This window comes from Clostridium tagluense (genome assembly GCF_003865095.1).
GTDB classification, from domain to species: Bacteria; Bacillota; Clostridia; order Clostridiales; family Clostridiaceae; genus Clostridium_AD; species Clostridium_AD tagluense.
Genome location: NZ_BHYK01000014.1, coordinates 15,429 through 39,178, shown reverse-complemented (window position 1 = coordinate 39,178; position 23,750 = coordinate 15,429). Strand labels below are relative to the sequence as shown.

Genomic DNA, 23,750 nt, shown 5'->3' with positions numbered 1-23,750 from the left:
GATCAAGTACACAAAAACACCCTATAAAGCAGGTCTTAAGTGTCCACTTTATAGGGTGCTTTTTATGTAAACATTTACTTAGCCGACTATCAGAACTATCTAATGCTTCGGATTAGCAGATACTACATCAATAGCTTTTGTAATAGCCATGACAACATTAATTTGTTCCTGTTTGTCAACCTCATTTAGTGCTTTAGTATATATTTCACCTTGCTCAGAAACAATATATTTTGTGGACAAGGCATTTAATGATAAAGCCTTAATATCCAATTTACACTTTTCACATTTGCAAATAGTATCATGTTTTTGTAATATCTCTTCTAACAGTACGCTTACTTCAGTTTCAGAAAAATTCTTTAAATTATACATTATAATCCTCCTAGTACTTTTATTGCTAGATAGCGTGATGTACAAATTATAGCACATATGTTAAAGATTTTACATATAAAATCTTGCATATTCTATTTATTTCGCTAATGCATTTTCCAGGAGTTTATTTCCATAAGGCATTATTCTTATTGTTATTAGCTTGACAGTTTGTCATTTATATAAATATATCTTTAGATTTAAATTAAAAAGGGTTATAACTTCTTATATAGGAACAAGTGCTGGAACAGTAAGACTTATTGAAATCCATAGAGACACAATAGTTGAAGAAGTTAGATCAATTACTGGTGCGGAACTTATAATATCAGAAAATCTAAAAATAATGAATGTATAGATAGTAAATTGTACACAAAAAGCGGATTCCTGGGAGTCTGCTTTTGTATTTTCAGAAAAAAAGTGTCTACCTCTAGGAATTACTTTCTAGAGGCAGACACTAGCTTAGCGATTATAATGAAAACTTCTTAAAAAAGGAATAATCCTAGTCCAATAATAACACCTGAGCACAACAAGTCAACTATACAAAAACCCATTACATCCTTAGCGCTGAGTCCAGCAATTCCAAGAGCAGGTAATGCCCAGAAAGGTTGAATCATGTTAGTCCATGCATCTCCCCAAGCAATAGCCATAGCAGTTTTTGCAGCAGGTACACCTAAAGCAGCACCTGCAGGCATCATAATAGGAGCTTGAACAGCCCATTGGCCACCACCAGATGGTACAAAGAAGTTAACAAGTCCTGCACTTAAGAAAGTAAAGAGCGGGAAGGTATGTTGATTAGATATACTAACAAAAGAAGTAGACATAACTCCTGCAAGAGAAATACCAGAAGCACTTGCGCCTACCATCATCCCCATAATACCTGCATAGAATGGAAATTGAAGTATAATTCCAGCAGCTCCTTTAGCAGCATCTGTAATTGCAGCAACAAATCTTCTAGGAGTTTTATGAAGAGCAACTCCAAGGAATAAGAAAATAGCATTAACAATATCTAAATCAAGGCTACCACCTTTAATAAAGTAATAAATAATGTAAGTAAAGCCCATAAGTGATAATAACAGTGAGATAATAGTACTATTCTCAAGTTTATCAGCAGGAGTCATTTCTCCTTTAGCCATTATCACTACTGGTTCTTCCACCAAAAGCTTTGGATCTATAGTAACAGTATTATTTTTATCAGGATGCATAGCTTTATTTACAAGAGGTAATGTTATTAAAAGTACAGCTAGTATAATTAAATTAAAACCTGAAAACAATGTAGCACTGGTTGGTATAGCTGTAGTAACTGCGCCTGCAGTGGCTTTTGCTACGTCAGCACCACCACCAGCAATTACTAGTGGTATAGAACCAGAAAGACCAGCATGCCATACTAAAAAGCCGGAATAAGCAGAAGCTATTAAAAGTCTATAATCTACACCTTTAACTTCTTTAGCGAGTTCTTTCGCAAAAATAGCTCCAATAACTAGACCAAAACCCCAGTTAATCCAACAAGCTACAGTAGAAATAAGAGTAACAAGAACAATTGCTTGAGTTGGTGATTTAGGTATTTTTGCAAGAGTTTTAAGGCCCTTTTTAAAAGATGGTGCATTGGCAAGCGCGTGACCTGTAACTAATACTAATGCCATTTGCATTGAAAAAGAAAGAAGAGTCCATAAGCCCTTGCTCCAGTGAACGGTCATAGCTAAGGGACTTTGACCAGTAAGTACTACCCCTAGAATCAATACAAAGAATGTTAGAAGTACAGCAAATATAAATGGATCTGGCAAATACTTTTGGACAAGATTAACGCAACCATTTGTGAATTTCTTAAACATTTTAATTCATCCCCTTCAATATTGTTAAATTTTTAATAATGTTATGAAAACACGAAGCATAAATCTTAGATATTATATTAGTATTCGAATATAAGAACAATAATTTACATAATTCTCATATTCCAATGCCAAGGCTAATAAAAATAAAATATATGAATATAAAATTCAATATATTCATTGGAATTAATACATAATTTACACTAATGTGTAAATTTATAAGATTTATATATATTATTATTCTATATTGAAATACAAATACCTGCATGTTTGTTAAAAAAATATTAATATATATGTAAAATTATGTGTTTAAACCTCAGGGGTTACTATATCTAGCATGTTATAATATAATAACGATAATGGCAACTGCTCGAGAAAATGCATTTATTATGGTAAAATTATACACGGCATAGTATATGTGACTAAGGCCTAAAAAAGAAGGGATGTGTTTTTGTGAGTTTAAGATTTATATACGGAGGAGCTGGCAAGGGAAAGAGTACCTTCTGTTTAGAAGATATAAAAGATAGAAGTGTTGAAGAGCGTGAACTGCCCCTGGTACTGTTAGTACCAGAACAATTCTCTTTCCAAGCTGAAAAAAATCTTATAAAAGTAGTTGGATCTACAGGAATAAAAAATATCCAAGTACTTAGTTTTAATAGGTTAGCTTACAAAGTATTTAGTGAGGTTGGAGGCATAACTTGTAAACCTATGGACACCTCAGGGAAAGCAATGCTTATTAATAGCATAATGCAAAAAAAACAAGAGAAATTTAAAGTATTTAGTGCAGCATCAAGGCAAAAAGGTTTTGTCGATAATGTAGCTAGTGCTATCACAGAATTTAAAAAATATGGAATTTCTGTGGAAGATTTAAATGTTGTAAAAGAAAATTTAGGGGAAAATCCCTTACTAATAGATAAAATAACTGATTTATCACTTATATATGGAGAATTTGACAATATTTTAAATCAAAACTATGTGGATCCTGATGATGATTTGACCCGTTTATATAGTGCACTTGATGAATGTAATATTTTTGATGGCTGCGAGTTTTGGTTAGATGAGTTTACTGGCTTTACACCACAACAATATGGAGTAATTGAAAAACTATATAAAAAGGCTAAAAGGGTAAATATAACCTTGCCACTAAAAAGCTCAGAGCATTCAAAAGGTATGGATGAGGCAGATGCTTTTTATTCTATAAAATTTACAGAAGATAAACTTTTAAAAATAGCTGAGGAAACTGGAACAACTTTTGATGCGCCTATAGAGTTACAAGAAAATAAAGAGCATAAATTTAAAGACAATGCACAGCTTTCTTTTCTTGAAAAAAATTATTTTGCGTTCCCATACACTGCATCCACTGAAAAGTGTGAAAATATAAAGGTGTTTAAAGGTCTAAATGCCTATTCCGAAATAGAGCATGTGGCAAAGGATATCCTGAGACTATGCCGCGATGAACATATAAGATTTAATAAAATTGCAGTGGTAACCAGAGATTTACCATCCTATGAAAAGTTAATTAAAGCAATATTTACAGAATACAATATACCCTTATTTATAGATAAGAAAAAAGATATAACAAGTAATCCTCTAATTGTGCTAATAACATCAACTGTTGAGATTTTCACTAAGAACTTTAGTTATGAATCAGTGTTTAGATATCTTAAAACAGGCTTACTGGATATAGAAGTGGAAAATATAGATATATTAGAAAACTTCGTAATACAAACAGGCATAAAGGGCAAAAAAAAATGGACAGAAGTCGCACTATGGCAAGAAAAAATAGAATATTATTTTAGAGATTATTATGATCGCAAGGCAGCTGAGACAGAGCTACAAAAAAACATAGAAGAGGTTCAAACTGCGGAAAACCAACAATCCCAAGAACATCAAAACCCAGAAATAAATATAGAAACTCCAGTCACCAAAGAAGCCCTGGAAGCTGAAAGAATAGAAGCTACCATTAAAATTCTTAATGATACAAGAGATGTCTTTATAAAGCCACTACTAGCATTAAATGAAAAATTAAAAGGTAAAAACACAACTATAAAAATCTGCACCGCCCTATTTGAATTCCTAGAATCAATAAAGGTATATAAAACTCTAGAGCAGTGGATAGAGAATTTCAAAAATCAAGGTGCTCAAGAGCAGGTGATAGAGTACGGCAAAATATGGAACCTAGTTATGGAACTATTAGATCAAATGGTAGAAGTCCTAGGATGTGAGAGTCTATCTTTAGAGGAGTTTGTAAAGATACTATCCATAGGCTTTAGCAAACATCAAATGGGACTTATTCCACCAGCGCTAGATGGAGTTTCCATCACTAGCCTAGACCGCATAAAAAGTCATGATATAAATGCCCTATACATTATAGGCGTAAATGATGGAGTGTTCCCAAAGGCAAATAAGGAAGAGGGAATATTCACAGACAGTGACAGATTAATTTTAAAAGAAAATGGAGTAGAAATGGCAAATGATACAAAAACTGAGATGTTCAATGAGCAGTACTTAATTTATGCTACCATAACTATACCTAGTAAATATTTAAATATAAGTTATCCCATAGGAGATTATGAAGGTAAAACCCTAAGACCTTCTATTATAATATCTAGATTTAAAGCATTATTTAAAGAGTTGGTAGAACAAAGCAATATAACGCAGTACAGTGACGACACGCGTGAAATACACAGTGCACAGGATATGCAAGAGGCTCATGAAATGTCAGAGGTGTGTGCTAAAGTTCCCACTTTTAATGGTTTAATCTTTGCTCTTAGAAAATATTTAGAGACGGGGTATATATCCGAGCTTTGGGTTAAAGTTTACAAGTGGTATCAAAAAGAAGCAGAATGGAAAGAAAAGAGTAACAGTATGTTTAAAGGCTTTGACTATAAGAATGAAGTAAAAATGCTAGAAAAGGAAAAAGTAAAGTTACTTTATGGAGAGAAAAACTATTTTAGTGTATCTAGAATAGAAAAATATGAAGAGTGTCCCTTTGCATATTTCGTGCAGTATGGATTAAAAGCAAAAGAAAGAAAAACTTTTACTTTTTCTTCGCCAGACTTAGGGAGTTTTATGCACAGTGTGCTTGATAATTTTTCAAAGCTTGTGGATAAAAGCAAAATAAAATGGGCAGATCTTGATAAGACATGGTGCGAGGCAAATATAGCAACCATTGTAGAAAGAGAAGCAGACCTTGGAATAAGTGGTTATATATTAAACAGTACCCCAAGGTATAAGTATTTTACTGAGAGATTAAAAAGAGTTTTAAAGCGGACTATCTTTGTCATAGTTGAACAAATGAAAAATAGTGGTTTTGAACCTTTTGGATATGAAGTATCCTTTGGTTTTAATGATGGAGATTATCCACCGATACAAATAGAACTATCCACAGGAGAAACCGTAAATTTAGTGGGCAGAATAGATAGGGTAGATAAATTAATAAATGAGGGAGAAGAATTCTACAGAATAGTAGATTATAAATCCGGAAATAAGGACTTTAAGCTATCTGATGTATATTACGGACTTCAAATACAGCTATTGACCTATTTAGACGCAATGCTTACAAATGAGATAGCTTTTTCTAAAGAAAATTCCCTTTCTAAGGAAACAATTTTCCCAGCGGGTATACTGTATTTTAAAATAGATGACCCAGTAATAAAAGCTAAAAATAATTTAGATGAAGAGGAACTAGAAAAAGCCATAATGAAGGCTTTGAAAATGAAGGGCCTACTGCTAGCAGATACTAAGATAATTAGGGAAATGGATAGAAATATTCAAGGGGCATCACTAGTTATTCCAGCCTCTATTAAGAAAGATGGTGAATTGGGCTCAAGGTCATCCGTGGCGACTAAAGAGCAATTTGAGATGCTGCTAAAACATGTAAAGGAAAATTTGTTATGCACCTGCGAGGAAATGTTAAGTGGGGAAATAGACATAAAACCCTACAAGAAAAAGGATATCACTCCTTGTGCTTATTGTGAATACTCAGCTATTTGTCAATTTGATCCCACATTAAAGGAAAACACCTATAAAATAATAAAGGATAAAAAGGACCAGGAAATCTGGGAACTTTTAGCCAGTGAATCTGAAAAAGAACCGCAGTTAAATAGTGTAAATACCCAAGAGATGGGAGTGAAAGAGTAATGGATAAGGATACAAGTGAAATTAAGCAAGCAGAAAAAAAGGTATCATGGACGGAAGATCAACAAAAGGCTATAACAATTCGTGATTGTAATATTCTAGTAGCAGCAGCTGCGGGTTCCGGGAAAACTGCAGTGCTAGTGGAGAGAATAATAAAAATAGTAACAGATGAAGAGCGGCCAACAGATATTGATAAGCTTCTAGTAGTTACATTTACAAATGCAGCTGCGTCAGAGATGAGAGAGAGAATAGCGCAAGCAATCTCAAAGGAACTGCGTATTAATCCAAAAAGTAAGTTACTGCAAAGACAACTTACACTATTAAATAAATCTAGCATTACAACTATTCACTCTTTTTGTCTTGAGGTTATTAGAAACAATTTTCATATAGTAGATCTAGACCCTAATTTTCGAATAGCTGACACCACAGAAGCAGTGCTTTTAAAGCAGGAAGCTCTAGAAGAGCTTTTCGAAGAAAGATATGTATCCATTGTTGAAGAGCAGATGGATGGAGCAAAAGAGGATAATCTAGAACCCGAGAATGGTCTAGAAGAAAATAGTAGCTCAAAGCTATTGCAGGCACCTAGTTTTGAGCAAGAAAATAGTTTCTTAAACTTAGTCGAATCCTATAGCAATAATAAAGAAGACTTAGGACTTCAAGCTATAGTCTTAAGCCTTTATAATTTTGCTATGAGTTCCACAAATCCAGCAAAATGGCTATTAGATGCAGCAGAGGATTTTAATATTAAAGAAGGTTACAGTCTTAGTGATACCCCTTGGGCCACAGTTTTAATAGAAGATATTAAAATAGAGCTGCAAGGCATTGAAAAAGTAATGATAAAAGCATTAAAAATCATAGAAGGAAATGAAGCTATAGCATTGTACTTTGAAGTTTTCAAAGGTGATTTGGAAATTATTTCTGATCTTTTATCTGCATCTAAAAACTCTTTTAATAATTTGGCAGGGACTATAGAAAATTTAAGTTTCCAAAAGCTACCAACCATAAAAGCTTGCAAAGACAAGGAAAAACAAAAGGCAGTGCAGGATATAAGAAATAAGGTAAAAAAACAATTACAAGAGCTAAGGCAGCAGGTAATGAGCGCAAATTCAGAAACAGCCCTTGAGGATATAAAAAAACTATATCCTCAAATGATGGCATTATCGCAGCTAGTTATAGATTTGGAGGAAAAATATACACAAAAGAAAAAAGAACGCTCCATCATAGATTTCAACGACTTTGAGCATTTTTGTCTTTATATTTTAATGCAAAGGAATGAAAAAGGTGAAGTATTACTAGGGTTAGACGGAAAACCAGAACCTTCATCTGTAGCCCTGCAACTGCGAAATAAATACGAAGAAATTTTGATAGATGAATATCAAGATAGTAATATGGTTCAAGAAACCTTACTCAATATAATTTCAAGAGAAAAAATAGGGGCTCCAAATGTATTTATGGTAGGAGATGTAAAGCAGAGCATATATAGATTTAGGCAGGCAAGACCAGAGCTCTTTTTAGGGAAATATAGTTCTTATGAAAAGGTTGATGGTGCAAAAACAAGAAAAATAACACTGTACAAAAATTTTAGAAGCAGAGAACCAGTTATAAATGCTGTAAATTATATCTTCAAAGGAATAATGTGCAAAAACATTGGAGATCTTGACTATACAGATGAAGAAGCACTAAATCTAGGAGCATTTTTTGAAGAGCTTAAAGAGCCAGGGGTAGTAGGCGGAGCTGTGGAGCTACATCTTATTGAAAAGGATGTTATAGATATGTCCGAGGAAAATACAGAGGCTGAAGATGAAAATCAGTCAAAGGATTCAGAAGACCAGGACACTAGCAAAAGCTCAGAGGAAGAAACCCCTACAAATATTCAATTAGAAGCTAGAATTGTGGCAAAAAGAATAAAAGAACTAATGCTGCGAGATGGATGTAAAGCCTTTAAAATTTATGATAAAAATATCAAAGCTTATAGAAATGTAGATTATAAGGATATTGTAATATTACTTCGTGCCACCTCAAATTGGGCGCCTTCATTTTTAGAAGAGTTAAAACTTGAAGGCATACCTGTTTATGCAGATACGGGCACAGGATATTTTAACACCATAGAAATTCAAATAATCATGAGTCTCCTTCAAATTATAGATAACCCAAGACAAGATATCCCTATGCTTTCAGTTTTACGTTCGCCAATAGGTGGGTTTACTTCAGAGGAGCTAGTAGATATAAGAATAGGTCAGAGGGAAATCTCTTTTTATGAGGCAATGGTAAATTTTTCGGATGCTAAGGAAACAGAGCAAAATGAATCAATTGCCCAAAAGCTTAATAAATTCCTAAAAAAATTAAACCACTTTAGAGAAATATGTAAGTATATGCCTATTGATGAATTTATCTGGTACCTATACACAGACACAGGTTATTATGGTTATATAGGAGCCATGCCAGGTGGAATCCAAAGACAGGCAAATTTAAGAGTGCTTTTCCAAAGGGCTAGGCAATACGCCGAAACTAGCTATAAGGGACTGTTTAATTTTATAAACTTCATAAACAAGCTAAAAATAAGTAGTGGAGATATGGGTAGCGCTAAAACCTTAGGGGAAAATGAAAACGTAGTTAGGATAATGAGTATTCATAAAAGTAAAGGCTTAGAGTTTCCTGTAGTATTTCTAAGTGGTACAGGGAAAAACTTTAACCTAATGGATATAAATAAGAGCATATTATTTCATCATGATTTAGGCTACGGTCCAGATTTTGTGGACCCTTTAAGAAGAATTTCTTACCCTACAGTTTTAAAACAAGCACTAAGAAAGAAAATAAAGATAGAAAGCCTTTCAGAAGAAATGAGAGTACTATACGTAGCATTTACAAGAGCAAAGGAAAAGTTAATTATAACTGGGTCAATAAAAAACATAGAGAAAAATATAGGAAGAATGAGCTTTAGTTTAGAAGAAAATACTGAAAAGCTTGGAGAATATGAAATTCTAAAAGCAAAAAGCTATTTAGACTGGATAGTACCTTCCGTAATAAGGCACGCAGATGGAAAGATGCTAAGGCAGTTAATTGGAATAGAAGATGATAACGTAAATCTATTGGAGCACCCTGCAAGCTTTCAGGTTAGGCTTTGGAATAGAGATGACATAGTCAAAGCGCAAGATGCGCAGGAAGAAACCCTTGTGAGTACGCAGGAAAAATTAATAATGCTCCAGGAAAAAATCACAGATGAAAAAAATATGGCAGAGATAGAAAAAAGGCTAGGATTTATTTATAAATATGAAATGTCTACAAAAATGCCCACAGTGCTTACAGTAACGGAGCTAAAAAGAAAAGTTAATGTAGAGCTTGCAGAAGGTACCTCAGAAAATATGTATGTGCCGAAACTTATAAGTAAACCAAGATTTTTAGAGGAACTAAAGGGATTAACACCAGCAGAAAAAGGAACAGCTATGCATGCAGTAGTGCAAAGACTAGATTTGAATAAAGTGTCAACCACAAGTGAAATAGAGGCTCAAATCCGAATTTACATTGAAAAACTTTTATTGTCAAAAGAAGAGGGCAAAGCTGTACGGGCACAAAAACTAGTAAAGTTATTTAAAACAGAGCTTGGAGCTCGGATGGTAAAAGCCTATGGGCTTGATCTATTAAAAAGAGAAGTACCTTTTCATATGGAAATTAATTCAACAGATATTTATAAAAATCTTCCCACTGACATATATGGAGAAGAAAAAATAATCCTTCAAGGAATAATAGATTGCTATTTTGAAGAAAATGGAGAAATAATTCTAGTAGATTATAAAACAGACTCAGTAAAAAATGGTGATACGGATGAGTTAATAGAAAAATATAAGCCTCAGCTAGATTATTATGCAAGGGCACTTAAGGCTACTCTTGGAAAAGCAGTTAAAGAGAGTTATCTATATTTATTTAGTATAGATGAAGCCTTGCGAGTTAAATAGTTTTTTAAGAAAGGGGAGAATAAAATGAGAATACTTCACACCTCCGATTGGCATCTAGGAAAAACCTTAGAGCAATTCAGTAGGCTAGAGGAACAGGAAGAATTTCTAGAGGAATTTATAGAGATAGTGGCAAATAATAATATAGATTTAGTACTTATAGCTGGAGATATCTATGACAATGGTAATCCTCCAGCAAAGGCAGAAGCAATGTTTTATAGCACCCTTAAGAGAATCACAAGTAGTGGTAAAACAGCAGTGCTAGTAGTTGCAGGAAATCACGACAATCCAGAGAGGTTAGTAGCAGCTAGCCCCCTTGCTTATAAGCATGGAGTAATACTTTTAGGGGAACCAAAGAGCATAGCCAGAGAAGGCGTATTTGGAGAAGTTAATTTTGAAATGGAACATGATTTTGAAATAATAGAAAGTGGCGAAGGCTATTTAGAGCTTAGTATAAGAGGGGAGAAGGCAGTTATTATAACCCTGCCCTACCCAAGTGAGAAAAGGTTGAATGAAGTGCTTTCAATGGGGTTAACTGATGAAGATAGACAAAAAAGCTATTCTGATAGAATAGGGCAGCTATTTGAGAAGCTATCAACTAAATATAGAGAGGATACTGTAAATCTAGTAGTATCTCACCTCTATGTTATGGGTGGAGAGGAAAGTGGTTCAGAGAGAAGTATACAACTGGGTGGAAGTCTTTCAGTTTCTCCACTTAAATTCCCGGAAAATGCTCAGTATTCGGCCCTAGGACATCTTCATAGACCACAAAAAGTACCAGGAACTAAGGGAAAGATAAGATATTCCGGCTCCCCAATTCAATATAGCAAAAGTGAAATAAACTATAGTAAAGGCGCATATCTTGTAGAGGTTAAAGCTGGCCAGGAGGCGGAAATATCACAACTTCTATTTAGAAATTACAAGCCTATAGAAGTATGGAAATGTAGTAGCGTGGAAGAAGCCTTAGAAAAATGCATAGCAGAAAGCCAGCGAAACATTTGGGTATACCTTGAAATAAAGACCAAAGAAATAATTAGCACAGAACACATAAAGGAAATGAAAAAAAATCGACGGGACATAGTTTCCATACAGCCAATACTAGAAGGCCTAGAAAGGGAAGAAGATTTAGCGGAAAGTCTAAGGGAAAAATCCATGGAAGAATTATTTAGTGAATATTTTATAAAGGAAAAATCAGGGCTAGAGCCTTCAAAAGAGTTAATGGAGTTATTCTTAAGTATAGCAATAGAGGGGGATACGGAAAATGAAACCAGTTAATCTTAAAATAAAGGGTTTGAATTCCTTTGTAGAAGAGCAAACTATAGAGTTTTCAAAGCTTACAGAAAAAGGACTTTTCGGCATCTTCGGTCCCACAGCTAGTGGTAAATCTACCATCCTAGATGGTATAACCATAGCTCTTTATGGAAAAGTATCTAGAGAAACCAAGGAGTTTGTAAACACAGAAACAAATGTGGTAGAAATAAGCTACGATTTTGAAATAGGACTTGGAAAAACTCGAAAGCTGTATAGAGCAGAAAGGTGCATAAAGAGATTAAAAACTGGATATTTTAAAACTGCCTATGCAAGGCTTATAGAAATAAATAAAGAAAACTCAGAAGAAAATAAAGTGCTAGCAGAAGGACCAAAGGACGTAGAGGAAAATATTATAGATATTATAGGACTAAAAGTTGAGGATTTTACGCGTTCAGTAGTACTACCTCAAGGTAAATTCAATGAATTTTTAAAGCTTACAGGAAAAGAAAGAAGAAATATGTTAGAGAGAATATTTGCCTTAGAAAAATATGGCACAAAGCTCTACGAGAAAATAAAAAGAGTTAGAAATGAAAACTTAATAACAAAAAATGAGCTAGAGGGAGAAATGAAGGGCTATGAAAATGTAGGACAAGAGGCCCTTAGTGAGATAACTCAGACATTAGCCCGTTTAAAAAAAGAAGAAAGTGATCTTAGGACTCAGAAAAGTGCAGTAGATAAACAGTACGAGCACTGCAAAACTCTTTGGGAGCTACAGGAAGAAAAAAAACAGTATGTAAATAAGGAAGCCCAGCTAAAACTTCAGGAAGAAGAAATTAAAAATAAAATTGAAAAGTTCACTAAAGGAAGCGCAGCAATAAAGGTAAAACCCTTTATTGACAATGTAATTGAAATTAAAGGGAGTTTAGCTAAAAATAATTTCACTCTTGAAAAATTAAACAATGCTTTTTTAGTTTTATGTGAAAGGTTAAATATAACAAAAACCTCTTATGAGGGAGCCTGGATGGATAAAAACAATAAACTTCCTGGATTAATTGAAAGGGAAGTAAGCCTTAAACAAGCTACAACTATTGAAGAAAAAATAAATTATCTGGCCCATGAAAAAGCTATTCTTTTAGAACAACATAAAGTACTTATGACAAATATAAATGAAAATAATTTAAAGTACAAGTTAATAGAAAGTAATAAAGCAGTAGCAGAAAACAAACTAAAAGGTACAGAAGAAACTCTAAATGAAATAGAAATATTGCCAGAATATAGGGAAAAATTGCAAAATACCTATAACATTGAGCTAGAAGTTGACCTTGCCATGAAAAATGTAGATATACTTAAAAATAAAGAACAAACATCCCAAAAGTCTATATTTATAACGGAGGGAATGCATAGTGAAGCATTGCTACTTCAGGAAAATAGTGGGCATAAATTAGTGGTTTTACGAGAAAAAACCGTGGAACTTACGAATAATTTCCCGGGAGATAGTAATTTGTTGTTAGATAGGCAAGAGGAGTATAGCAAACTTCAGGATACTCTAGAAAAAGCTGTAGAAAACCATAAAATAGTGGGTGAGCTTAAGGGAAGATATAAGATTATTAACACTGAAAGTGAAAAAGTTAGCTTAGATTTAAAAAATAGGTCAGAAACTATAGAAGTGGCTAAAGCTAAGCTTAAAAACATAGAAGCTGAAATAAAAGATATAGAACTAGGGGGCATGGCAGCAGCTCTAGCTTCCAATTTAAAACAAGGAGACCTATGCCCAGTATGCGGATCGGAGCATCATACGCATTTAGCACAGGCATCAGTAAATACCAACTTAGAAGAATTAAAAAAATTAAAACAAAATGGTGAGCTAAACTTAGAAAAACTCGCGAAAGAACTTCAAAAGGAGCAAATTAAAGCAGCAGAATTTTCAAGAGATGCTGAGCATATAAATAAGAGCCTTACAGAGGTTTCTGAAAAGCTCCAAGGCGTAAATATCCTGGAATTACAAGAGCAGAAGAGTATAAGTGAAAAGGAATTAATTAAGTTTAGAGAAAACACAGAAGCTTACAATAAGCAAAAAACTGAGCTAGACTTAGCCTTAGTTGTGCTACAAAATGAAAAAAGCAAAGTAGACCTTTCGGAAGCTAGGCTTTACGAAGGTTTGAAAAAAGAAAAGGAAACACTAATAGCAATAAATGTAGATTTATCTATTGCTACAGAAAGCGTAAGGATACTTCAGAATAAGTACATGCTTTTAAAAGAAGATTTGCAAAGAGAAGAATATGACCATAAGCAAAGGGATAGTATAAAAAACCTATCCATAAGTGAAAAAATAAAGCGGCTTAAAGCCAGGGACAATGAAGTAATAAAGTTAACTGCCACAGCAAGGAAGTACAGAGCGGAGTTAGTAATACTAGAAAAGCAAAGAGATGAAGTGGATAAAATATTAAAGGGCCTTACTACCTCAAAAACAGAAATAGAAACCAGTGGCAAGGAAAAAAGAGCAGAAATAGAGCGTTTGACTATTCAAATTGTAGAACTCTGTGGATTCAAGCCTTCAAAGGAATTATCCCCTAAAATTGAAATAGAAAAGGTAAGAAGTGAAATAAAAAACATAACGTTGAAAGAGGCAAATTTAAGAGAAGTTTTAGAAAGAGAAAATATAGAAAAGCAAAATGTGGAGACTCAGAAGACTAGTGAAGAAAAGGAAAATACAATGCTTTTAAAACTATTAGTTATAGGAGAAGAAAAATTAAAGATATCTCTTAGTGAAAATTCCTTTGAAAACACTGATTTAGCTATTCAATATTTAATTTCCAAAGAAGATTTGATGATTTTAGATGCTGAAATAAAACATTACGAAGAGGCGCTTCGTAAAATTCTAGATAATTTGCAAAGAGTAGAAAATCTTCTTTGCGGAAAAGAAATAGACCCTAATTTTTGGGAAGAGTTAAAAGAAAAAAGGGAAATACTGCAAAATGTTTTAGAAGAAAAAAATAAGGCAGTAGGCGTTGAAAATCGTATCTTAGAGGAAATGGAAAGAAAGCTAAAGGAATTTGCAGCCCTTATAATAAAGCGTAGCGAAGTAGAACATATGCTAGGTCTTTTAAGAGAACTTGACACCTTAATTCAAGGGAATAAATTTGTAGAATATGTAGCCATGAAGCAGCTAAAATATATATCATTGGAGGCTTCAAAACGTTTAAAGGAAATAACAAGGGGACGTTACGCTTTAGAGCTTGACGCTGATGGAGCTTTTGTAATGAGGGATGATTTCAATGGAGGAACAAGACGCGAAACCAACACCTTGTCTGGTGGAGAAACGTTCTTGACCTCATTATGTCTTGCACTTGCACTATCCTCACAAATTCAATTAAAAGGAAGTGCTCCACTAGAATTCTTCTTTTTAGATGAAGGTTTCGGAACTTTAGATACAGATCTTTTAGAAATAGTAATGAATTCACTTGAGAAGCTCCATTCAAGTACGCTTTCTGTGGGGATAATAAGTCATGTGGAAGAGCTTAAGAATAGGGTTCCTATAAAGCTAATAGTAACGCCTGCAGAGCAGGGACAGGGAGGAAGCAAGGTAAAGCTCGAGTACACTTAAAGGTATAGCAGTTCTCCTGCGTACCTTGTAATAAGTGATTGAAACGTGAAATTGCATTAAGAAATTCTAATCATCTTTGAATTCAATTGGAGGGAAAACATGAAAATATTTTTATATTATATTTTAGCTATTAACTTATACGGTATTTATGTGATGTATTCAGATAAGAATAAATCACAAAAGAAGAGATGGAGAACTCCAGAAAAAACTCTTTTTACTGTAGCTTTTGCTTTTGGTGCTTTGGGTATATTTATGGGTATGCAATTATTTAGGCATAAAACTAAGCATAAAAAGTTTGTGATAGGAATACCTTTAATACTGATACTTCAAGTGTTTATATTCTTTGCATATATTTATAAAATACTGTAAGTTCCATAATTTAAGATTTCAAATTATACCATTTTGAGGATATAATAAAGGTGAAATCTTGGATAGTAAATTAGAAGCTTTAGACTTATTTCGTACCTGTGTATAACTATTTTGTGAAAGTGAATGGATTCCAGAAAATGGGGAAAAGCATCACTGTTTGCCTTATTGAATGTATATTTAAACAAAGTTATCCTCTTTATGTGGATAACTTTGTTTGAATTGTGGATAAATTTTTAATTATCTGAAAATATATTATATAAAAATATATTATAATATTAACTTTTATCTATTGAAATAATCTAAATTTATTAATTTATTGAAAAAAATTCCTTCATTTTAAACTTTGAATAGCACTTAAATACAGATTACAATACAGTCCGTCTTTTCTATCTTCTTTAAGGCTAAAGTTATTTCTAATCTGAGATACATCTGACTTGCAGATATCAGCTATAATTAGACCATCTTCCATATATAAACTACTTATTATATTTCCTAATGGATCTATAATCATGGAGTCACCACTGTAGGTCAATCCATTTCCTTTGCCAACTCGATTCACACCTGCTATGTAACATTGATTTTCTATGGCTCTTGCTTTTAGTAGGGTAATCCAGTGTTCACGTCGACCTATTGGCCAGTTAGCTGCTACGGTAATTAAAGTGGCGGGTTTTGAAGCTATCTGAAAGACTTCTGGGAAGCGTAAATCGTAGCAGAGGAAAGGGGCAATAGTAAAATCGAAAGCGTTAAAAAATTCTATTTGGTTTCCGCTTTGGTAAAATTCAGGTTCTCCTCCAAAGGAAAAAGGATGAATTTTTGTGTAGTTTACAAGTTCTTCTCCAGAAGGAGCTACTACAGAGTATTTATTTTTACTATTAGTGGTGCCTTCTACATATCCAAATCCTATAAAAATATTAAATTTAGAACTCATTTCCTTAAAGAATTCTGTGGTTTCATTATTATTTTCTCCTATTAAAGAAGTATTCATAGAAAAGCCCGTTAAAGTCATTTCAGGGAAAAGTATCATATCCACATTTTCAGTAGATGCCTGTTTTATAAATTGTAATGTAGTTTCTTTGTTAATAGTTTTATCTTCCCATGCAATATCTACTTGGGCTAGTGCTAATTTCATATTAACATCCCCTCTTTAATTATTAATAATATGTTGCTATAATACATATTATAACAGAAGAAGGATAGAAGGCTAAGAGCGAAAATTCTTCTGCGTTAGCTACATAAGATTATGCATATTTATATCAAAGGCAATGACAGGTGAAATCATGTAGAATGATTACTATCAGGACATTCTACATGTGGAACCTTCATGTGCTATTTTAAATAGAAAGAGTGAAAGGTGGCTTATATGTTTAAAAGTTTAAAAAAACTTGTATCAAGGGTTATTGATGATGATATTACGGCCTTGGCAGCTCAAGTTACTTATTATTTATTGTTATCTTTTTTTCCTTTTCTATTACTACTACTTAGTATGCTAGGTTATAGTGATTTAAAGAGTAATGATGTGTTAGTATATCTAAGCCAAATAATGCCCAAAAGCACTTTTGATTTAATTTACACTACAGTTATAGATGTGTTTGAAAAAACAAGTGGGAATTTAGTATCGCTAAGTATAATAGGTTTAATATGGACTGGGTCTAGCGGGTTCAGAGCTATAATAAAGGGATTAAATAAGGCCTACGATGAAAAAGAAACAAGATCTTATTTAAAAACTCTAATTATATCTATATTGTTTATGGTAGGACTTGAAGTGGTTATTATAGCTGCAGTAGCATTAGTTGTATTTGGACAAATGATAGGTGGAACGATTGTAACGAAATTCCATGTATCCAGTAAGTTTATATTAAATTGGGATATCATAAGGTACTTGGTAACTTTATCTGGGATGGTGTTTATATTCGCAGCATTGTACCATTTTACTCCTTGTAGGAGACTTACATGGAAAGAAGTAATGCCAGGAGCGACCTTTAGTACTTTAGGTTGGTTGTTATCTTCTTTAGGATTTGCTTATTATGTGAATAACTTCAATAACTATTCTAGTGTATATGGTGGTATAGGAGGAGTGATAGTGCTTATGCTGTGGCTTTATATTACTTCTATTATAATATTGCTAGGGGGAGAGGTTAATGCACTGCTAGCATTTGAAAGAGAAGGTAAAGAAAAACCAAAGTGCAAGAAGTATTAAGTATGGAATTTCAATGTTTTTTCGCTTCTTATTGCAAGTCACTGGGTCGAAAATTCATACTTAATATCTGTAAAAGGAAAGGGAAAGATTACGAAAGAGGAAATTCTAATCTTTTGCTATTTTTATTGCAAGTTACTACTGACAAATTCCGTGTTTACTATCTATTAAAATAAGAAAAGAATCAGAACTTAAAACTTCTGATTCTTTTTTTTGCGTTTAGCTAGATTTAATAATATTTATAGAATGATTTTAATTTATATTAAAAATAAAATAGAAAATCATGTTAAAAAGATAAAAAAACGCACGGTTTATGTCGTAAAAGTTAAAAAACATATAAATTTAATAAAAACTTAACACACATTTTGTAATATTATGATATACTCTACCATATGGTAAAAACAATGCTAGGTTTAACAATTTATTTAATTGAATATAAAAATAAAAAATAATTACCATAAATAATTATGCAAATAAAGAATAAAACATCATATTAAGTCGATAAATGTATAAATATAAGATTTTAACGTGTGGCATTTAGAGAGTAATTAGATTTATGAAAATAAGAATTATAACTATGTTTAAAAAAATAACTTACAGAAGAAAAGGAGAAAATTTATATGAGAGTTAGAAAAGCTATTATACCAGCAGCGGGACTTGGAACAAGATTTTTACCTGCTACAAAAGCATTACCTAAAGAAATGTTACCTATAGTTGATAAGCCTACAATGCAATATATTATAGAGGAAGCTGTTGAGGCTGGGATAGAAGAAATATTAGTCATTACAGGAAGAAATAAAAAGTCTATTGAAGATCATTTTGATAAATCAGTAGAACTAGAGCTAGAACTAGAAAATAAACATAAAGATGACCTTCTTAAACAGGTTAGAGATATATCAAACCTGGTAAATATACACTTTATAAGACAAAAGGAACCTAAAGGACTTGGAGATGCTATTAATTGTGCAAGAGCCTTTGTAGGCAGTGAACCTTTTGCTGTTATGTTAGGTGATGATATAGTTGATGCGGCTACTCCATGCTTAAAGCAACTTATGGATTGTTTTGAAGAAAATAACGCAACAATCTTAGGGGTTCAAGAAGTAGAACTTGAAAATGTAAATAAATATGGCATAGTTGATGGGATTAAAATTAGTGATAGGGTATACAAAGTAAATGACCTTGTTGAAAAACCACAAGTAGACATTGCACCATCAAATGTAGCCATACTTGGTAGATATATAATAACTCCAGAGATATTTGACATATTAGATAATACAAAGCCTGGCAAAGGTGGAGAAATTCAGTTGACTGATGCACTAAAGACATTAATAGCTGAGCAAGATATGTATGCATATATATTTGAAGGAAGAAGATATGACGTAGGTGATAAATTAGGATTTCTTGAGGCCACAGTTGAGTTTGCTTTAAAAAGAGCTGATTTAAAAGTTCCATTTATGGAGTATCTTCAAACTTTAAAATATAATGAGAACTTTAGGAGTCTATATGAAGAAGTAATAAGAAGTGGTAGTTTCTAGTAATGAAAAGTTAAGAAATATGAATTCTAATACATAATCAAATAGCAAAAGGTATTGCAATTACCTTAAGGTGGTTTATCACTTATTTGCATATTCCTAAAAAGGAGGAAATATAGATGCAAAAATCACAAAGAAATTCAAGAGTTACACAGGGCACGGCTGTTGCTGAATATGAGAAAAAACTAGGATATTTTATAATCAAAAGGATAATTGATATTATAGGTGCTTTATGTGGAATTGTATTAATAGGTCCAGTGATGATTATTGTTGGCATTTGGATAAAACTCGATTCAAAGGGTCCTGTTTTTTTTGCTCAAATTAGGGTTGGTAAAGATGGTACACAATTTAAAATGTACAAATTTAGGTCTATGTGTTCAAATGCAGAAGGGCTTCTAGGAAAGCTTCAAGGTGAAAATGAGATGTCAGGACCTATGTTTAAGATAAAAGAGGATCCTAGAATAACTAAGGTTGGTAAGTTCGTACGGAAGACAAGCATAGATGAACTCCCACAACTTTTTAACATATTAAGAGGCGACATGTCCTTAGTTGGTCCAAGACCAAGTTTGCCCAAAGAAGTAGTGCAATTTACATCTTTTCAAAGACAAAGGTTAATTGCAAAACCGGGGTTAACTTGTTATTGGCAGGTAAGAGGAAGAAATGATATTTGCTTTGAAGAATGGATGGAAATGGATGTTGAGTATTTAATAGATAGAAATACACTTGTAGATATAGGACTTATATTCAAGACGGTAGGAGTACTATTTGGGGATGAGAAGGCTAGCTAAGATTGGCTCTGAATTGAAAGTGGAGAGTTTTTTTAAAAAAGAATAATGGTTTTTTAGGTTAAAAGATTAGTAGAGGGAGGAAACATAGTTATGAAAGGTATTATATTAGCTGGAGGGTCAGGCACAAGGCTCTACCCGGTTACAAAAGCATTATCAAAACAAATGGTACCCATATATGATAAACCAATGATCTATTATCCTATGTCCGTTTTAATGTTAGCTGGGATAAGAGAAATATTAATAATTTCAACACCGAGAGATTTGCCAGGTTTTATGGAGCTATTTGAAGATGGAAGTAAACTAGGACTCAAAATAGAATATGCTATACAAGAAGCACCAAATGGACTGGCGGAAGCCTTTATAATTGGAGAGAAATTCATTGGTGATGATAAGGTAGCGATGATACTTGGAGATAATTTATTCTGGGGACAAAGTTTTACAAAAAGTCTAAGCAGGGCCGCGGAACTTGTAGAGGGAGCTGTGATCTTTGGATACCATGTCAAAAATCCAAATTCTTTTGGAGTTGTTGAGTTTGATAAAGATGGAAATGTACTTTCACTAGAAGAAAAACCTGAAAATCCAAAGTCAGAATATGCCATTCCAGGACTATATTTTTATGATAACACTGTTGTAGAAAAAGTTAAAAAATTAAAACCCTCGGAGCGAGGAGAACTTGAAATTACGGATTTAAATAGAATTTATATGATGGAGGGAAAACTTAAGGTAAACCTACTTGGAAGAGGACTTGCTTGGCTTGACACAGGAACTCATGCGAGCATGCTTAAGGCTTCAAATTTTGTAGAAGCGGTGCAAAGTACTCAAGGTACATATATATCCTGTCTTGAAGAAATTTCCTATAGAAATGGTTGGATAACTATGCAAGAACTTAAAACACTAGCACAGCCACTTTTAAAAACTGGTTATGGGACTTATTTAATGGATATTGCTATGGAATATAAAAAAGCAAATAAAGAAGCAATAAAAGAAATAGCTGCTTGCTCGGGGTTATAAAATTCGGAGTTATAAAATCAAAAGGTATAGAATTTGGAGGAGTAAAATGAAAACTTATTTAGTAACAGGAGGAGCAGGGTTTATAGGATCAAACTTTGTTCACTATATTCTAAAGAAATATTCAGATGTTAGAATAGTAAATTTAGACAATCTAACTTATGCAGGAAACTTGGAAAACCTTAAACAAATTGAAAATAATCCGAATTATATTTTTATACAGGGAGATATTTGTGATAGCGAATTAGTGGGAAAGGTGTTCAAGGAATACAATATTGACTATGTTGTAAACTTTGCAGCAGAATCTCATGTTGATAGAAGCATAGTGAACCCAGAGATATTTGCTCAAACAAATGTACTTGGAACAGTAAATCTTTTAAACTGTGCGAAAAATTCATGGGAGGTTGAAAGTGGTTTCAAGGAAGGTGTCAAATTCCTTCAGGTGTCTACTGATGAGGTATATGGTTCTTTAGGTGAAGCAGGGTATTTTGTAGAAACAACACCTATTGATTCACATAGCCCCTACTCAGCATCAAAGGCTGGCAGTGACTTAATGGTAAAGGCATACTTTGATACATTTAAGATGCCAATGAACATAACTAGATGTTCAAATAATTACGGGCCATATCAGTTTCCAGAAAAGCTTATACCTCTTTTAATAAACAATTGTTTAAAGCATGCGGATTTGCCTGTATACGGAGATGGTTTAAATATTCGCGACTGGTTATATGTGGTGGATCATTGCAAGGCTATCGATATGGTATTAACAAAAGGAACAACTGGAGAAGTTTATAATATTGGTGGACATAATGAGAAAGCTAATATTGAAATAGTTAAGGGTATTATTTCTTATTTAAATGAAAATGTAGATAAGGAAATAACAAAAGCATTAATTGTGTATGTTGAAGATAGAAAAGGTCACGATAGAAGATACGCAATAGATCCATCAAAGATAAAGGATGAACTGGGATGGTATCCTGAAACAACTTTTGAAGTAGGTATAAAAAATACGATTCAGTGGTATTTGGATAATGATAAATGGATGAAAAATGTTACCTCGGGAGAATATCAAAAGTACTATAAAAAGATGTATGAAGGAGTAAAAACATTATAATGAAAAAATTTAAGTTTATTGAAACTACAATAAAAGATTTATATATAATAGAGCCTACAGTTTTTGGAGACAACAGAGGATATTTTATGGAAACTTATAACTTTGATGAATTCAAAGAAGCAGGGCTAGATATGGTGTTCCTTCAGGATAACCAGTCTAAATCTAAAAAGGGAGTACTTAGAGGACTACATTTTCAAAAAGAGTATTCTCAAGGAAAACTTGTTAGAGTTCTAAGTGGTGAAGTATTTGATGTAGCTGTGGACTTGCGAGGCGGATCTGAAACCTATGGTAAATGGGTTGGAGCAATACTGAGTAGTGAGAATAAAAGGCAATTTTATGTACCTGAAGGCTTTGCTCATGGGTTCCTTGTAATGTCAGATCAGGCAGAATTCGTATATAAATGTACTAATTTATATCACCCTGAGTTTGAGGGAGCAATTGCCTGGAATGATGCTAGCATTGGTATAGAATGGCCTTTGGAAGATATAGGAGAAGTTCTACTTTCTGAGAAAGATAAACAGGCGCAACTATTTGTGGCATTTCAGAAGGAAAGTCACTCACTTCTATAGGTGAAATTACTCGAAATTCACACAAATAAATCGAAGGTTTAACGAGGTGTTTTCCATGAATAGCAATAAACAAATGTTAGTGTCTGTAATTATGAGTGTATACAATGAAAAAGAAAATTGGTTAATAGAAGCGATAGAATCCATATTAACTCAAAGCTATAAAAATTTAGAGTTTATTATTATTTTAGATAATCCAAATAACAGTGAATTAGATGTATTAATTGAAAATTATTGCAAATGCGATACAAGGATACGATATTTTAAAAATGAAAAAAATATTGGGTTAGTTAAAAGCTTGAATTTTGCATTAAGCCATGCAAAAGGTGATTTTATAGCAAGAATGGATGCAGACGATATATCATTTCCTGATAGATTTGAAAAACAAATAAATTATTTTAATTGTCATCCAGATATAGATTTTATGGGCGCCAGGTGCATTAATATTGATGAAGATGGCAATGAACTATACAAAGATGCAATAATGCCAGAGGATATGAAATTAATAAAAAGTTGTTTAGTAAATGTAGATTTTGTTAATCATCCAACCTGGTTTTTTAAAAAAAAATGTGCAGATAAACTTGGCGGGTACAGAGAAATTACTTGCGCAGAAGATTATGACTTTTTACTAAGACTTATAACTAGCGGATTTAAACTTGCGAGTACTAATGAGTTCTTAGTTAAATATAGAATTAGAAGTAGTGGAATTTCCAAAAGCAATTCATTGCAACAGCTTTTATACTCTAAACATGTTGTTAAGATGTATAAAGATAGGTTGAAATTTGGATTTGAAAGTGAATCAGTAGAATGTTTAAAGAATATTAAAATTGATGCTAATGAAGAAAGTAAATATAGTTTAGCCTTAGAAGGACTTACTAAATCAAAAGGATATAAGAAAAAAAATGAAGTTTATAGAATTTATCTAATCCTTAAAAGTTATATAAGTTCAAAATATTTACGAATTTTATTAAAGGATATCACTTTTCATAAATTCAAGAAGGCTTTTTATATAAAAACTTCTCATAAAACAACTAATTAGCAA

At 32.9% G+C, this 23,750-nt stretch carries 15 protein-coding genes; 12 read left to right on the top strand and 3 right to left on the bottom strand.

Features of this window, described 5'->3' with window-relative positions; translation table 11 throughout:
• Positions 1 to 99 precede the first annotated feature (99 nt).
• Positions 100 to 369: a late competence development ComFB family protein gene (locus Ctaglu_RS13220; protein ID WP_125002419.1), complete on the bottom strand. Its 270-nt coding sequence runs from the start codon at positions 367 to 369 to the stop codon at positions 100 to 102.
• Between the two features lie 479 nt (positions 370 to 848).
• Positions 849 to 2,195 (bottom strand): TIGR00366 family protein, encoded by a 1,347-nt coding sequence (locus Ctaglu_RS13210; RefSeq protein WP_125002415.1) that lies wholly within the window; start codon positions 2,193 to 2,195, stop codon positions 849 to 851.
• Between the two features lie 450 nt (positions 2,196 to 2,645).
• Between Ctaglu_RS13210 and Ctaglu_RS13205 the strand changes: the two genes are divergently transcribed.
• The 5 genes from Ctaglu_RS13205 (at position 2,646) to Ctaglu_RS13185 (ending at position 15,506) form a co-directional block, all read left to right on the top strand.
• On the top strand, positions 2,646 to 6,335 hold the full coding sequence (locus Ctaglu_RS13205; RefSeq protein WP_125002413.1) for a helicase-exonuclease subunit AddB family protein: 3,690 nt from the start codon (positions 2,646 to 2,648) through the stop codon (positions 6,333 to 6,335).
• Positions 6,335 to 10,285, top strand: a complete 3,951-nt coding sequence (gene addA / locus Ctaglu_RS13200) for a helicase-exonuclease AddAB subunit AddA (protein ID WP_125002411.1) — start codon at positions 6,335 to 6,337, stop codon at positions 10,283 to 10,285. The genes Ctaglu_RS13205 and addA overlap by 1 nt, the downstream gene beginning before the upstream one ends.
• Positions 10,286 to 10,309: 24 nt before the next feature.
• Positions 10,310 to 11,557: an exonuclease SbcCD subunit D gene (locus Ctaglu_RS13195; RefSeq protein ID WP_125002409.1), complete on the top strand. Its 1,248-nt coding sequence runs from the start codon at positions 10,310 to 10,312 to the stop codon at positions 11,555 to 11,557.
• Positions 11,544 to 15,137, top strand: coding sequence for an AAA family ATPase (locus tag Ctaglu_RS13190; protein WP_125002407.1), 3,594 nt, complete (start codon positions 11,544 to 11,546; stop codon positions 15,135 to 15,137). The genes Ctaglu_RS13195 and Ctaglu_RS13190 overlap by 14 nt, the downstream gene beginning before the upstream one ends.
• A 99-nt stretch (positions 15,138 to 15,236) precedes the next feature.
• Positions 15,237 to 15,506: a DUF1294 domain-containing protein gene (locus tag Ctaglu_RS13185; RefSeq protein ID WP_125002405.1), complete on the top strand. Its 270-nt coding sequence runs from the start codon at positions 15,237 to 15,239 to the stop codon at positions 15,504 to 15,506.
• Between the two features lie 331 nt (positions 15,507 to 15,837).
• Here the strand turns inward: Ctaglu_RS13185 and Ctaglu_RS13180 are convergent, their stop codons facing one another.
• Positions 15,838 to 16,635, bottom strand: coding sequence for a nitrilase-related carbon-nitrogen hydrolase (locus Ctaglu_RS13180; protein WP_125002403.1), 798 nt, complete (start codon positions 16,633 to 16,635; stop codon positions 15,838 to 15,840).
• 231 nt (positions 16,636 to 16,866) lie between these two features.
• On the opposite strand from Ctaglu_RS13180, the gene Ctaglu_RS13175 reads away from it, so the two are divergent.
• From Ctaglu_RS13175 to Ctaglu_RS13145, 7 genes are all read left to right on the top strand, one after another.
• Positions 16,867 to 17,703 (top strand): YihY/virulence factor BrkB family protein, encoded by an 837-nt coding sequence (locus Ctaglu_RS13175; protein WP_125002400.1) that lies wholly within the window; start codon positions 16,867 to 16,869, stop codon positions 17,701 to 17,703.
• Between the two features lie 617 nt (positions 17,704 to 18,320).
• Entirely contained in the window at positions 18,321 to 19,235 is a 915-nt protein-coding gene (gene galU / locus Ctaglu_RS13170; protein ID WP_125002398.1) for a UTP--glucose-1-phosphate uridylyltransferase GalU, read from the top strand.
• Between the two features lie 116 nt (positions 19,236 to 19,351).
• Positions 19,352 to 20,020 (top strand): sugar transferase, encoded by a 669-nt coding sequence (locus tag Ctaglu_RS13165; RefSeq protein WP_125002396.1) that lies wholly within the window; start codon positions 19,352 to 19,354, stop codon positions 20,018 to 20,020.
• Positions 20,021 to 20,110: 90 nt separating this feature from the next.
• The gene (gene rfbA / locus Ctaglu_RS13160; protein ID WP_125002394.1) at positions 20,111 to 21,031 is read left to right on the top strand and encodes a glucose-1-phosphate thymidylyltransferase RfbA; all 921 of its coding nucleotides are present in this window, start codon (positions 20,111 to 20,113) and stop codon (positions 21,029 to 21,031) included.
• 46 nt (positions 21,032 to 21,077) lie between these two features.
• On the top strand, positions 21,078 to 22,142 hold the full coding sequence (rfbB, locus tag Ctaglu_RS13155) for a dTDP-glucose 4,6-dehydratase (RefSeq protein ID WP_125002392.1): 1,065 nt from the start codon (positions 21,078 to 21,080) through the stop codon (positions 22,140 to 22,142).
• Positions 22,142 to 22,711: a dTDP-4-dehydrorhamnose 3,5-epimerase gene (gene rfbC / locus Ctaglu_RS13150; RefSeq protein WP_125002390.1), complete on the top strand. Its 570-nt coding sequence runs from the start codon at positions 22,142 to 22,144 to the stop codon at positions 22,709 to 22,711. Before rfbB ends, rfbC begins: the two co-directional genes overlap by 1 nt.
• Positions 22,712 to 22,766: 55 nt before the next feature.
• Positions 22,767 to 23,747, top strand: a complete 981-nt coding sequence (locus Ctaglu_RS13145) for a glycosyltransferase (RefSeq protein WP_125002388.1) — start codon at positions 22,767 to 22,769, stop codon at positions 23,745 to 23,747.
• Positions 23,748 to 23,750: the final 3 nt, after the last annotated feature.